Here is a 12,004-nt window from a genome sequence, read left to right on the forward strand (position 1 = left end):
TTTCGTTGTATCAGAGATCAAATAAAGAAAAAATTATGGTTAAGGCATTTGTTTTCAGGTTTTCATCTGTGCTTTTTTTGAGCTTTTTTTTAATCCTTTCCTGTACCGAAAAGGAAGAGCCCGGAATGGCTCCTTTAGACCCAATGGTGGCTGCAGAGTTGATCGATACTCCTTATGGTTCGGATGTAAGACAGGCGATGGATATATTTTTGCCGGCAAACAGAAGCCAAAACAGCACCAAAGTTTTTGTATGGATCCATGGTGGCGGATGGGTAGACGGCGACAAAGATGAGTTTGTTCAGTTCAAACCCTGGCTTGAAGCCGTACAGGATGACTATGCTTACATCGCGATCAATTACAGGCTTTTCAACATTTCAAACGGATCTAACAAATTCCCTTCACAGGAAGACGACATCAAAAATGCTATTGCTTATATCCAGTCCCAATTGTCGACATGGGATGTCAGCGATGAAGTCATCCTTTCCGGTGGAAGTGCCGGAGGACATTTGGCATTGTTGCACAGCTACAAAAACAACCAAAATGGTCTGGTCAAAGCTGTTGTGGCCTTTTTTCCGCCTACGGAACTTGTAAGTTTCTATGGCTTCAACCTATTTACCCAACTGCTCTTTGACAACCTACTTGGAGGAAATCCTACCGCCAAACCGGTAATCTATGCCGATTCAAGCCCTTTGGGATTCGTCACTCCCAATTCCGTCCCGACAGTATTTTTTCATGGAAATATAGACACCGTCGTCCCCATTTCGCAAAGTGAAATTCTAGAAGACGCCCTGGTTGCCACGAATGTCCCACACTTGGTGGAATATATCCAAGGCCAAGGTCATGGCTTCACTACCGAAACTTACCAAGACCTAATCGCTAAGGCCCAGGTATTTTTGGATGGGGTTTTGGAGTGAGTATCTTAAAAAGCGGGCTAAAATTCTACCTTTAATTTCTTTTCAAAACATATGCCTTCGGATCAAAAATTTGTAGACTTCGTCATCCACCAGATCAAAAATGCAGGTGAAATATCTGCCAAAAAAATGTTTGGAGAATATGGGGTTTATTCCGACGGGAAATTATTCGGACTGATTTGCGACAATAGACTTTTCATAAAACCAACCGAATCCGGACGAGAATTCATTGGAAATATTGTTGAAGCTCCCCCCTATAAAGGAGCAAAACCAAGTTTTTTAATTGAAGACAAAATTGAAGATGGAGAATGGTTAAGTCAATTAGTCCGGATTTCCTTGAAGGAATTACCTGATCCAAAACCAAAAAAATAATAATCTTCATTTAGAATTTTGAATCAAATACAACAAAAAAAACCTGAAAGCTTTTCGCCTTCAGGTTACCTTTTTTCTGTTCGATAGGTTCAGACTTTTTCGAGACCGGTAGAATTGGCTTTCCGAAGAATGCTCTTTACTACTTTTTCCGAAGGTGTAAGAATGAGTTGATTCAATTGGTCAAGCGTGCTCAGCATGTCTAAATAGTCCTGCATCAAGTGATCATCACTGCGCAGGGCCTGCACAACCAACTCATTTTCACCCTCACTCATTTCCTGATAGATATATCTTAACAGGTCATTTGGGGTAAAAGATTTTGTCATAGGCAACGTTTAATTGTTTTAGTTTTTTCCTCATGTTTATCAATGCATACCGCATCCTTCCAAGCGCCGTATTGATACTGACACCTGTCTGTTCTGCGATTTCCTGAAAACTCAAATCCATATAGTGCCTCATGATCAGCACCTGTTTTTGTGATTCGGGAAGCTCATCTATCAGTCTCCGTACCAACTCCACGGTATCTTCCTTGACTTTGACATCTTCGATGGTTTCCTCAGCAAATCTCAGCGTATTGAAGACATCCATCCCATCTTCCATCACGATGGTGGGATAGCGCTTCCGTTTTCTGAAGAAATCAATGGCTAAATTATGCGCGATGCGCATCAACCATGGCTGAAATTTTCCCTCTTCGTTATAACCGTCAGCACTTAGGGTATGAACCACTTTTACAAATACATCCTGAAGCAAATCTTCGGCGACGCCTTGGTCTTTGACTATCAGGTAAATGGTGGTATAAACCCTCGATTTGTATTTATTTACTAACTTTTCAAATGCTGCCTCGCTTCCACTTCTGTACTGCGCGATCAACTCGGCATCTTTAGGACTTGTCCTTTCATTCATACAAATTGACTTTAAAATAACGTAGAGGTTTATGCCATAGTATATATTAGAGGGTGAAACAATTAAAATATTGTAATCAAATGTAAAGAATCACTTTGTGTGATGCAATAGATACAGGATTTTTTTTATTTAATAATTTCACAAAAATCAGTCAATATCAAACTATTTGCACTTTATCATCAAAAAACTGAAATTTAATTTGGAATTTGAGCAGGTGATCATCTAAAAATTCTCCTGTATGGATATTTCTTAAACGCATATACTCCGAGGTTTAGTATAATGTTGCAAAACTCAGGCCTGTTTTTGAAAGAAATCCAAAAAATGAAAGAATTTAAGGATATAGGTCAGGGCGAAAGCTATTTTTACCTATCGAAATTTATTAACTTCGGTTTTCAATACTAACAAAATTTATGGAAATAAGCGGAAAAGTAGTTCAAATCATGCCTGAGGCAAGCGGGTCCTCCACAAAAGGCACTTGGAGAAAAAGAGAATATATCGTAGAGCAACCGGGACAATACCCAAAAAAAGTATGTATGGTGATTTGGGGTGACAACATTGATCAGTTTGCCCTTAAGGTCGGTGACGAAGTCACAGCCTCGGTGGACCTCGAAAGCAGGGAATACAATGGCAGGTGGTATACGGATGTCAAAGTTTGGAAAGTGGAAAAGGGTGTTGCACAAAAAGCCAAAGAATCACCTGCCACAAAATCAATCCCTGATGTCACTACTTTTGCCGATGACAGCGGAGACGATGTATTGCCATTTTAAGGGTTTACTCTTTTATTGAATCACATATAATTTGTCTCAAAGCCGAAGTTTGGGACAAATTTTTTTTGGTTATATTTTAAAAAATTAATGCAAAATACCATGTGGGAAGACGATGATGAAAATAATTCTTGGGATGCAGGAGATGAGGAAGAATTCAAAAAAGAACATGACAGGATCAATAACCATCCTCTCAAAATCAAGGGAATGGAGATTTACAAACTGACAAGTGCTTTAGTGGGTTCTCTTGACGAGGCGAGGGCAGAATTATACGGCAGCTTGATGATGGAAAGTGCTATGTTGATTCCCGCCAAATTTACCGGTGCTGAAGGTGTCAATGATTTTATCCTAAAAATGGAAAATGCCACCATCATGAAAATCCACGCGCGAAGCCTTAATTCCATGACTTACCAATTGGCTTTGGAGGGAACACATGCGGAAGAACATCTACAACTTCTGCGCGACGCTATTGAAGAATTCAAAATAATGTTCAAAGATTGGGTAAAGGGTTTTGATTCTGCCGAAAAATATGATGATGGCTGGGGACTTTTTATTGACTAATGGAGACTTTGCCCAAATCTGAAACCTAAATAAGCCCCGCCAAGCATCAGGATCAAAGTGATTGCCCCAACCAAAAGCATGACCCCAAGGGGCATTTCCCATTGTTCTGAGCCGATTTTAAAGTGTATAATTCTCTTTAGATTCATGTTAAATTGACTGTCAGAGGAGGGATTTTTCAACAAGAAAAAAAACAAAAAAGCGGGCTTACATAAACCCGCTCTTTCAATCAAACTAGTAAACTTTAATTTATAAGCCAATAGTTTTTACGTAAGCTTCCAACCATTGGTTTCAATTTCTTCAGCTGATTTTTCCACTTTTTCTTTTAATGACTCTTTGAAAGCCAAAAGGTTCTTGGAAATTTCTTCAGAAAAGGCCCCGATCATGGAAGCTGCCAATATTCCGGCATTTCTACCACCATTTAATGCAACCGTGGCTACAGGAATTCCAGCCGGCATTTGAAGTATAGAAAGGATGCTGTCCCATCCATCTATGGAATTGGAGGATTTGACAGGAACACCTATCACCGGCAAAGTGGTCAGTGAGGCTACCATGCCCGGCAAGTGGGCGGCACCTCCTGCACCTGCGATGATGACTTTGAGCCCTCTATCTTTTGCACTTTTGGCATAATCTACCATTCTGTCAGGAGTTCTATGGGCTGACACCACGGTTAGTTCATACCCAACTCCAAGCTCTTCCAATACCAATGCCGCTTCCGACATGATGGGCAAGTCGGACTTGCTTCCCATAATTATCCCTACCTGAATTTTCATATGTTAGGCTTTTACTTTGATCATTTCTTTTATATGCAAAGCTCTTTTTTTCAATTTTTCAACCTCATTGTCAAGGATGGTGACGTGGCCCATTTTTCTAAAAGGCTTGGTCGTTTTTTTGCCATAAAGATGTACATAGACGCCTTTTTGGGACAAGGCCTCGTCCATTCCTTCCACATAAGCATCGCCTGTATATCCTTCTTCCCCAAGCAGATTGACCATGGCGGCAGGGCATCGGGTATCTGTATTGCCCAAGGGCATACCCATGACAGCACGGAAATGTTGCTCAAACTGTGAAGTAAAATTTGCTTCAATCGTATGGTGCCCGCTGTTATGAGGGCGAGGCGCTATTTCATTGACAAGGATTTCTCCGGATTTGGTGACAAACATCTCCACTGCCAATATCCCGATCATTCCCAATTCTTCGATAACCTGAATGGCTATCTGTTGTGCTTTTTGTTCAATATCATCACTGACCTGCGCAGGAGAAAAGAGAAACTCAACAAGATTAGCCGTCGGGTGAAAAGCACATTCCACTACCGGAAATGCTTTGATTTCACCATTTGGGTTTTTGGCGACTATCACTGCTATTTCCTTTTCAAAGTCAATCAACTTTTCCAATAATCCCGGAGCTTCAAAAGCCCTTTCGAGATCACTTTCTTCCCTGAGGATCTGCACGCCTCGACCATCATAGCCTTCTCTCCCAAGCTTGTTGACCGCAGGAAGAAAAAAAGCATTTCTGATCACATCCGCCTTGTCCTCAGTCAAGATAAAATCAGCTGTTGGTATTCCTTTTTCTTTGTAAAACTGTTTTTGCAACCTTTTATCTTGAATCATTTTGATGATATGGGGTTGCGGAAAAACGTCTTTGCCCTCATCCGCCAATTTTTGAAGGGCTTCGGTATTGACATTTTCGATCTCTATTGTGATGGTGTCACATTCTTGACCAAAAGAATACACCGTATCAAAATCATTAAGGCTACCATTTACAAATTTCTGACAAATAGATTTGCAAGGGGCATTTGGATCTGGATCCAAAATATGGATATCGATATTATAACTGATGGCGGATTGGATGACCATACGGCCAAGTTGTCCTCCACCTAAAATCCCCAAAGTTTTTTGCTGATAATTCTGTTGCACGTATGGACTGTTGAAAGCCCAAAAATAAGTTAAAAATGCGGGTATCCGAAATCAGAATATTCAAAATAGCAAAAGCCCCAGTAAAGGGGCTTCATATGGTTTGAATAAAATATAAGGTTAAACTGACCTTCCTCCAATTAATCTCAGAAGAATCGCAACAACGGCCAAAACAAGCAGAACGTGGATCAATCCTCCAGCACTGTACACAAAGAATCCGAAGATCCATCCAATGATCAAAATCACAGCAATTAAATACAATAGAGAACTCATGGCTTTCTTGGTTTAGTTAAATAATTGATTTATAGGCCAATAAATCAACTATCGTGCCACAACCTTATTGTTTAGAACTTAATACCCATCAACTCCATCAATTTGTGGGCATTGAAACTAGGGCAGGGACCGGGTTTGAGTTTGTAATCAAAATGGATTTTGTCATCCATTATTTCACTGTGAAAACTCTTGTTGACAAGGAATGAAAAACTGCTATCAAGTTGGCTGAGCTCTATGTCATGGGTTGAAATGATTCCCTTACAATTGCTTGCGGCTAGTTGCCTGATCAAGGCTTCGCTTCCCATAATTCTATCTGCAGTATTGGTTCCTTTAAGAATTTCATCCAAGAGAAAAAAAACAGTTCCCCCAGCTTCAGCTTTGGACAAAAGTTGTTTAATCCTTGCAAGCTCAGCATAAAATGAACTGACACTCTCTCCTAGGTTATCAGCATTTCGCATGCTGGTAAACAACTGAAATGGCCCGAGGATAAAGGCCTCAGCCATTGGACTCAACCCAACATTTACCATGACCATATTGATCCCCAAGGTGCGCATAAATGTTGTTTTCCCGGACATGTTTGATCCTGTGAGGAGTATGGTTTTGGTATTTTCAGCCAATGAAAAATCATTACCCACAGCCTTGTCTTTGGGGATAAGAGGGTGCCTTAGGTTTTTTGCTTCAATGATTTTTTCCCTTGACCAGGTAGGAGAAGAAAGATTTTGTTCTTCATAGGTAAATGAAGCCAAGGAAACCAAGGCTTGCCAAGTATCAAATACTTCTTCCCAATCAGCGATATGTTTTCCGAATTTCTTCCGCCAGATTTCCGCTCTCCAAATGAGGAAAAAGTCTATCCAAAAAACCAGGTTGAAAATCACAAACATCAAGTTAGCCCTGTTTTGTATCATAAAAGCCTTTTGTTCCAAGGATTTCAAAACTTCAGAAGCAACAAAACTATCATTTTTGATAGGTTCTTTAAGTGAATTCAAATACGGATCGGTAAAGTCAGATTTCTCAATCATCAAAGCCCATTTTCCAAAAGACTTGATATCTCCTTGATTTGGAAAAACTTTGGATGCTTCCTGAAGTGGTTTGAAAACCAATGTCAGGGAAAAGATACCCAAAACGATCCATGCCCCAATCCACACAGGAGGAATCATTCCCACTGCTGCCAAAAAAAGCAGGATACTTCCACCTATCGGCCCAAGTACCAGGGGTAAATAGTAAAAAGACCGCCAGCTTCCAGGTTGCCTGAGCCATGTATAAAAACCTGCTTTGGACTTTTCTTCTTTGATAAATGCCCTGCCGGTTGCTTCAAAATCAGAAACAAACTTAGGCTGCCGGCTCAGTTCCCGGACTGCACCGGACCTTTGGGTGGCGAGTTCAGGATTCATTTGGGACTGAAGCCAAGAAGCCAACTTTGCTTTTCCTCCCATATTGACGGTGTGGTTGAACAATTGGAACAAAGAATGGCTTCCAAAAATATCAAGGTCACTGGTAAAAGGATGGGCTTTGTCTATGAATTCGGCTCCGGCATCAAATCCCTGAAGGCTTCGAGAGGATCTTTTCACTTTCTCCTCTTCCATTTTGGCCAATTCGGTCAAAAAAGCAGTTTCATCCCGGTTTTGGTTGAACAATAAAATCAGGTAGATGAACCCTGCCAGTGACAGCAAAAACAGCATTAGAAATAACGGCTTGTCCGTAACGCCAACAATAAAAGCTGCAGCCATCACAAAAAAAACTGACAACCTGACCAAAGAAAGTACGATCCCTTTTCTTTTTGCTTTGGCAAGCAAATCCAAAATATCCTGCGAAACGTATGCAATATCCATGGCCTAAAGATACCAAAAGAATCTCCGTGGGCTAAAAATTTATATTTGCAATATTGTTGCATTTAAGATGAAAATCTCTACCTTTGAACCATATTATTCTTGTATTGTTCTCTTCATTAGAATAATGGTGGTTGACAGACGACTCCGGTAACCCCGGAGTCTTCTTACATTTAGAGCACAAAAACAGGATGATGAAAAAATTGATGATTGTGGCCTTGGTCATTTTGGTGGTCGGAGCAAGTGCGCAGCAGAAGCCTTTGGATATGTGGGGCATGTTTACCAAAACAAGGTTTGTGGAAAAGCTGAACAGGGAATTTGGGATGTATTTCCTATATCCGATTTTTCCGGATGAGTTGAAAGCAATGGAGGGGAAAGAAGTCTCGGTGACTGGTTTTTACATTCCATTGGATATGGTCACTTCCAATTATGCTGTTTTATCAAAATTCCCCAATGCAGAATGTTTCTTTTGCGGTGGAGCAGGACCTGAAAGCATCGTGGTAGCATACCTCAAGAAAAAACCTACCAAAAGAATCAATGTGGACGAAATCATAACCATCAAAGGAAAACTTAAACTCAACGATTCGGATATCGACGAATTGAATTTCATCCTTTTGGATGCGGAAATTTCAAATTAAAGCCAGATAAATTATGGCAAAGGAAAAAAAGGTTAAAAGACCAAAAAACCAAAAAGAGACTTTGGCTGACGAATGGGATTTTTCAGACGGTTTTGGTGGTATACCGGAAAATGTATCTCTTACCAAGAATATTGGATGTGCCTCAAATTCAGGTGATAAGAATAAAATTTCTTCAAAAAATTTCCCTAAAACTGATTAACCTATTAATTTTTTTTGCGTTACTTTCAGGATAAAACTTAATCCACATGAAAGTAAATCACCCACAAATCCCTACTTTCCTGTTTGCCCTAGGAATTATCTTTTTGATGTTTTCTTGTGAAAAAACAGAAGAACTTTTGCCTCAGCAGGACACCGCTGTCCTCAATGAAGAGGCTCAAGTTAATGCCGCTTTTGATGAAGCAGACTTTTTTACCTTGTCTGCGATGCAAAGCAACGGTCTAGGTTTGAGAACTCAACTCGGCCTGGAAAGCGATTACTGTTCGACTACCAAAGTCGATTTTTATCCAAACAACAAGTCAATTGTTATCAACTTTGGAGAAGGATGTACGAGCCCCAAAGGAATCAAACGAAAAGGAAAGATCATGGTGTATTTTTCTGCGTTGTCCTTTGAGTCAGGAACAGAAATCACCTTGGCATTTGATGGCTATGAAGTCAATGGTCTCAAAATTCAAGGTCGCCGAAAACTTATCCATCGTGGTTTTAACGCTGATGACAAATACTTTCTTTTTGAAACGGTAATCTCTGATGGCAAGGTCACATGGCCTGATGGCACATTCGCAACAATGGAAGGTGAATACCTCAAAAAACTTTTCTTGCCAAATGCTGATCGCGGATTTAAATTAGAAGTGACGGGAGGTGCCGGTGGAGTTACGAGACTTGGTATACCGTTTATGTCTCTGATAGATCAAAAATTGGTATTCAACCAGGAATGTACCGATAAGGGAAATTGGATTCCATCTTCCGGTATAGTTGACCTGACATTAAACTCGGAATCTAAATTCCGCATCGATTATGGGGATGGTGAATGTGACCGAATTGCTTCAGTTACACACAATGAAAAAACAGTAACAGTGAAATTCGACTGAGAAGCCGATAGAATACAGTCAATTATCATTTTTAAATCAAATAAAGAAAGGCCGGAAATCCGGCCTTTCTTTATTTCTTTCCTTCAGGATAAAAATGATGGACATCTCTTTGGGGAAAAGGGATACTTATCTCATTAAACTCCAATGCCTCTTTGATTGCTTCCATGTTTTCCCAAAAAACCGGCCAAAGGTTTTCAGTATCTGTCCAACATCTGATGGTAAGGTCAAGAGAATTGTCCCCGAAATTACCAAAGTATACCACCGATTCTGGTTCTTTGTGTATCCTTTCGTCTTTGTTCAATACTTCAAGAATAATTTTTCTCGCTTTTTTGATGTCCGTCCCATAGGCAATTCCCACTTTCATATCTACCCTTCGGGTGGATTTTTGGGAGTAATTTATGATCAGGTTATTCGCCAAAATCCCATTTGGAACTGTCACCAATTTATTGTCAAAATTTTTGATTTTGGTGTAAAGGATGTCAATACTCTCCACTTCCCCGGTAGTCCCCTGTGCTTCCACGGTGTCTCCAACTTTAAATGGCTTAAACATTAGGATCAAAACCCCACCTGCAAAATTGGCCAAGGAACCCTGTAATGCCAAACCTACTGCCAAACCTGCCGCACCCAGTATCGCAACAAAAGAAGTCATCTCCACTCCCATAGTGGTCGCAATGCTGATCAGTAACAAAACCCAAAGAATGGCTTTTGCAAAACTTTTCAGAAAAGTAGCAAGTGAAGGATCCACCTCTGACTTTTCAAATGCTTTACTCATTATTTTCTGAACCAAATTGATCAGATACTTACCTACTAGGTAAATGATAAGACCGAGAATCAGTTTCGGTCCAACAGAAAAAGCAAGGTCAACTGCCTGCTGTTTGATAAGGTCCAAAGTTTTTAAGTCAATTCCGTACTCTTCCATTCGTATTTAATTAGGGTTTGTAAAATGAATTTAAGGCCAAATTTAAGTGAATCTGCAAATTACCCTCCATCTGAATGCCCAATTCCATTGGATCTGAAAAGGTCCAACCCCGGCTTTTTGTAAAATATGCTTGATATCTTTTCTTGAAAAACCCCTTAGAACTGAAAGCGGTCCATCATTTTGGACCATGGGGGATTTGGAAAATAAAGCAGTCAAAAACCGGATGCTGTAATAAGCCAAAGGATGGCGATGGAGGTCGTTGATGACCAAACCCAAAGATGCGCCCTTATTTAAAACCCTTGTAAGCACAATTAGTTCCTCATCGGTAAAATGATGTGTAAAAAGTGTACAGGTAAAAACGTCCACTTGGATGTTTTCAAACTCCCTGTCAAACACATTCTGAGTCAAAAAACTGACATTAGGATAATTTTTTAAATTCTCTTTTGCCATAGCGACCGTATGGTCATTGGCATCGATTCCTACAAACTGGCAGTCATATCCATTCTTTGAAGCCCAATCTGCCATAACACGCAGCATGTCGCCGCCGCCACAACCGATATCGGCGATGGTATATTTGCGGTTTTTGTCACGGTCCAAAAGAATCTCCAGTCCTGAAGTAGTCACATAGTTGCCGCCCAAAAATCTGTTGATGGTGCGGAGCTCGCGCAAAGTCTGCCTAAGGATTTCTCCTCCGACTTCTAAGTCATCCATGATCTCTTTGTCATAGCAGCGCTGATCAAATTTTCCCATTACTTTTCCAATAAAAGGGTCTCCAAGGTAAGCCCCGGTCCAAATCCCATTGCCAAAATATCTCCATTGGATTCCGGGTCTAGGAGCCATTTTTTCAAAACAAATAAAATGGTCGCTGAGGACATGTTTCCAAAAGCTTTCAAAATTTCATGGGAGTGTAAATTCTGTTCAGGTGTGATTTGGAAGGCATTTTCCACTTTTTGTAAAATCTGTTTTCCGCCCGGATGAATTGCAAAATTTTTGATTTTTGACAGTTGAAAGACTTCCTCTAAGTAGCCAAGGATCTCATTCAAGCCTTTGTACAACAGATCAGGAACATATTTGCTCAGCCTCATTTCGAAACCAAAATCCCCGATAGACCAAGCCATGTCGCTTTCGCCTTCTTTGAAAACCCGGCTATGGTATTTTTTGATCTTCAATCCGACCGGTTGGCGTCTCACCAATGCCGCCGCAGCGCCATCACCGAAAATGGCATTTGCCAAAAGATTGTCCTCCGTGTAGTCCTTCTGAAAATGAATGGTACAAAGCTCGATTGCGAGTACAAGCACCTTGGCACCGGGATCGCTGTCACAGATGCGGTCTGCCAACTTGATTGCATTGAAAGCCGCATAGCAACCCATAAAATGGATGGCATACCGCTCAACGTCATTTCGGAAACCGAGGGCGTGGATGATCTCCAGGTCCAGGCCAGGCGCAAACATGCCTGTGCAGGAGACCAAAATCAAATGTGTGATTTCCTTGGCTTGGATATGGGTTTTGGAAAGGCAATCATCAACGGCTCTTGTTGCAAGAGTTAAAGCTGATTTTTCAAAAAGTCCCATCCTCATTTTGGTGGAGGGAAAGGGTTCCAATTCCTTGTTTTTCGGAAAAAAGCTGAATTTTTCGGGATTGACAAAATTGAAGTCTTCAATCACGCTGAATCTATTTTCTATTCCCGTTTGCCGGTATACAAAATTTAATTTCCTTGATTCCTGAGTATCCAAGCCATGGGCCATTTTCATAAATTCCCCGATCTGAAATTGGGGAACAGGATTTCCAGGATTGGCTGTGCCAATGCTTACGATGTGGTTGTTCATTAAATTTAAGTTACACTTA

General features: G+C 40.6%; 17 protein-coding genes. 7 read left to right on the forward strand and 10 right to left on the reverse strand.

Going from position 1 to position 12,004, the window contains the following annotated elements; genetic code table 11:
• Window positions 1–35 precede the first annotated feature (35 nt).
• The gene (locus NU887_RS14525) at window positions 36–914 is read left to right on the forward strand and encodes an alpha/beta hydrolase (RefSeq protein ID WP_258424107.1); all 879 of its coding nucleotides are present in this window, start codon (window positions 36–38) and stop codon (window positions 912–914) included.
• Between the two features lie 51 nt (window positions 915–965).
• Entirely contained in the window at window positions 966–1,283 is a 318-nt protein-coding gene (locus NU887_RS14530; RefSeq protein WP_258424108.1) for a TfoX/Sxy family protein, read from the forward strand.
• 89 nt (window positions 1,284–1,372) lie between these two features.
• On the opposite strand, the gene NU887_RS14535 is transcribed toward NU887_RS14530, so the two are convergent.
• Both NU887_RS14535 and NU887_RS14540 read right to left on the reverse strand, forming a co-directional pair.
• Window positions 1,373–1,606, reverse strand: a complete 234-nt coding sequence (locus NU887_RS14535) for a hypothetical protein (RefSeq protein ID WP_113926050.1) — start codon at window positions 1,604–1,606, stop codon at window positions 1,373–1,375.
• On the reverse strand, window positions 1,581–2,183 hold the full coding sequence (locus tag NU887_RS14540) for an RNA polymerase sigma factor (RefSeq protein ID WP_113926049.1): 603 nt from the start codon (window positions 2,181–2,183) through the stop codon (window positions 1,581–1,583). Before NU887_RS14540 ends, NU887_RS14535 begins: the two co-directional genes overlap by 26 nt.
• 410 nt (window positions 2,184–2,593) lie before the next feature.
• Here NU887_RS14540 and NU887_RS14545 point away from each other — a divergent pair, with 410 nt between their 5' ends.
• Window positions 2,594–2,950 (forward strand): DUF3127 domain-containing protein, encoded by a 357-nt coding sequence (locus NU887_RS14545; RefSeq protein WP_258424109.1) that lies wholly within the window; start codon window positions 2,594–2,596, stop codon window positions 2,948–2,950.
• A gap of 87 nt (window positions 2,951–3,037) precedes the next feature.
• Complete coding sequence (locus NU887_RS14550; protein WP_338081008.1) at window positions 3,038–3,508, forward strand: hypothetical protein; 471 nt, start codon at window positions 3,038–3,040, stop codon at window positions 3,506–3,508.
• Here the strand turns inward: NU887_RS14550 and NU887_RS14555 are convergent.
• From NU887_RS14555 to NU887_RS14575, 5 genes are all read right to left on the reverse strand, one after another.
• Window positions 3,505–3,654 carry a hypothetical protein gene (locus NU887_RS14555; RefSeq protein ID WP_258424110.1) on the reverse strand — a complete coding sequence of 50 codons (150 nt, stop codon included), beginning with the start codon at window positions 3,652–3,654 and terminating at the stop codon, window positions 3,505–3,507. The genes NU887_RS14550 and NU887_RS14555 overlap by 4 nt on opposite strands.
• A gap of 117 nt (window positions 3,655–3,771) precedes the next feature.
• Entirely contained in the window at window positions 3,772–4,278 is a 507-nt protein-coding gene (purE, locus tag NU887_RS14560; RefSeq protein WP_258424111.1) for a 5-(carboxyamino)imidazole ribonucleotide mutase, read from the reverse strand.
• A gap of 3 nt (window positions 4,279–4,281) precedes the next feature.
• Window positions 4,282–5,421 carry a 5-(carboxyamino)imidazole ribonucleotide synthase gene (locus tag NU887_RS14565; RefSeq protein ID WP_258424112.1) on the reverse strand — a complete coding sequence of 380 codons (1,140 nt, stop codon included), beginning with the start codon at window positions 5,419–5,421 and terminating at the stop codon, window positions 4,282–4,284.
• Window positions 5,422–5,538: 117 nt separating this feature from the next.
• Entirely contained in the window at window positions 5,539–5,691 is a 153-nt protein-coding gene (locus tag NU887_RS14570) for a lmo0937 family membrane protein (protein ID WP_258424113.1), read from the reverse strand.
• A 71-nt stretch (window positions 5,692–5,762) separates the two neighbouring features.
• Window positions 5,763–7,520, reverse strand: coding sequence for a MutS-related protein (locus NU887_RS14575; protein WP_258424114.1), 1,758 nt, complete (start codon window positions 7,518–7,520; stop codon window positions 5,763–5,765).
• Window positions 7,521–7,708: 188 nt separating this feature from the next.
• Here NU887_RS14575 and NU887_RS14580 point away from each other — a divergent pair, with 188 nt between their 5' ends.
• Genes NU887_RS14580 through NU887_RS14590 form a run of 3 tightly spaced genes read left to right on the forward strand, consistent with a single transcriptional unit; the run spans window position 7,709 to window position 9,240 of the window.
• Window positions 7,709–8,155, forward strand: a complete 447-nt coding sequence (locus tag NU887_RS14580; protein WP_258424115.1) for a hypothetical protein — start codon at window positions 7,709–7,711, stop codon at window positions 8,153–8,155.
• Window positions 8,156–8,168: 13 nt separating this feature from the next.
• Window positions 8,169–8,354 (forward strand): hypothetical protein, encoded by a 186-nt coding sequence (locus NU887_RS14585; protein ID WP_258424116.1) that lies wholly within the window; start codon window positions 8,169–8,171, stop codon window positions 8,352–8,354.
• Window positions 8,355–8,400: 46 nt separating this feature from the next.
• Window positions 8,401–9,240 carry a hypothetical protein gene (locus NU887_RS14590; RefSeq protein ID WP_258424117.1) on the forward strand — a complete coding sequence of 280 codons (840 nt, stop codon included), beginning with the start codon at window positions 8,401–8,403 and terminating at the stop codon, window positions 9,238–9,240.
• Between the two features lie 70 nt (window positions 9,241–9,310).
• Here NU887_RS14590 and NU887_RS14595 read toward each other — a convergent pair whose 3' ends face one another.
• Genes NU887_RS14595 through NU887_RS14605 form a run of 3 tightly spaced genes read right to left on the reverse strand, consistent with a single transcriptional unit; the run spans window position 9,311 to window position 11,985 of the window.
• Entirely contained in the window at window positions 9,311–10,159 is an 849-nt protein-coding gene (locus NU887_RS14595) for a mechanosensitive ion channel family protein (protein WP_258424118.1), read from the reverse strand.
• 42 nt (window positions 10,160–10,201) lie between these two features.
• Entirely contained in the window at window positions 10,202–10,909 is a 708-nt protein-coding gene (locus NU887_RS14600) for a methyltransferase domain-containing protein (protein WP_258424119.1), read from the reverse strand.
• The gene (locus NU887_RS14605; protein ID WP_258424120.1) at window positions 10,909–11,985 is read right to left on the reverse strand and encodes a type III polyketide synthase; all 1,077 of its coding nucleotides are present in this window, start codon (window positions 11,983–11,985) and stop codon (window positions 10,909–10,911) included. Before NU887_RS14605 ends, NU887_RS14600 begins: the two co-directional genes overlap by 1 nt.
• Window positions 11,986–12,004: the final 19 nt, after the last annotated feature.

The organism is Aquiflexum gelatinilyticum, assembly GCF_024741135.1.
Taxonomy (GTDB): Bacteria; Bacteroidota; Bacteroidia; order Cytophagales; family Cyclobacteriaceae; genus Cognataquiflexum; species Cognataquiflexum gelatinilyticum.

Excerpts from the sequence above, each read along its gene's own strand:
- NU887_RS14585 (WP_258424116.1), top strand. The coding sequence starts at position 8,169 with ATGGCAAAGGAAAAAAAGGTTAAAAGACCAAAAAACCAAAAAGAGACT.
- NU887_RS14580 (WP_258424115.1), top strand. The coding sequence starts at position 7,709 with ATGATGAAAAAATTGATGATTGTGGCCTTGGTCATTTTGGTGGTCGGA.
- NU887_RS14600 (WP_258424119.1), bottom strand. The coding sequence starts at position 10,909 with ATGGGAAAATTTGATCAGCGCTGCTATGACAAAGAGATCATGGATGAC.
- NU887_RS14525 (WP_258424107.1), top strand. The coding sequence starts at position 36 with ATGGTTAAGGCATTTGTTTTCAGGTTTTCATCTGTGCTTTTTTTGAGC.
- NU887_RS14595 (WP_258424118.1), bottom strand. The coding sequence starts at position 10,159 with ATGGAAGAGTACGGAATTGACTTAAAAACTTTGGACCTTATCAAACAG.
- NU887_RS14540 (WP_113926049.1), bottom strand. The coding sequence starts at position 2,183 with ATGAATGAAAGGACAAGTCCTAAAGATGCCGAGTTGATCGCGCAGTAC.
- NU887_RS14530 (WP_258424108.1), top strand. The coding sequence starts at position 966 with ATGCCTTCGGATCAAAAATTTGTAGACTTCGTCATCCACCAGATCAAA.
- NU887_RS14555 (WP_258424110.1), bottom strand. The coding sequence starts at position 3,654 with ATGAATCTAAAGAGAATTATACACTTTAAAATCGGCTCAGAACAATGG.
- NU887_RS14535 (WP_113926050.1), bottom strand. The coding sequence starts at position 1,606 with ATGACAAAATCTTTTACCCCAAATGACCTGTTAAGATATATCTATCAG.
- NU887_RS14550 (WP_338081008.1), top strand. The coding sequence starts at position 3,038 with ATGCAAAATACCATGTGGGAAGACGATGATGAAAATAATTCTTGGGAT.
- NU887_RS14575 (WP_258424114.1), bottom strand. The coding sequence starts at position 7,520 with ATGGATATTGCATACGTTTCGCAGGATATTTTGGATTTGCTTGCCAAA.
- NU887_RS14605 (WP_258424120.1), bottom strand. The coding sequence starts at position 11,985 with ATGAACAACCACATCGTAAGCATTGGCACAGCCAATCCTGGAAATCCT.
- NU887_RS14570 (WP_258424113.1), bottom strand. The coding sequence starts at position 5,691 with ATGAGTTCTCTATTGTATTTAATTGCTGTGATTTTGATCATTGGATGG.
- NU887_RS14545 (WP_258424109.1), top strand. The coding sequence starts at position 2,594 with ATGGAAATAAGCGGAAAAGTAGTTCAAATCATGCCTGAGGCAAGCGGG.
- NU887_RS14590 (WP_258424117.1), top strand. The coding sequence starts at position 8,401 with ATGAAAGTAAATCACCCACAAATCCCTACTTTCCTGTTTGCCCTAGGA.
- purE (WP_258424111.1), bottom strand. The coding sequence starts at position 4,278 with ATGAAAATTCAGGTAGGGATAATTATGGGAAGCAAGTCCGACTTGCCC.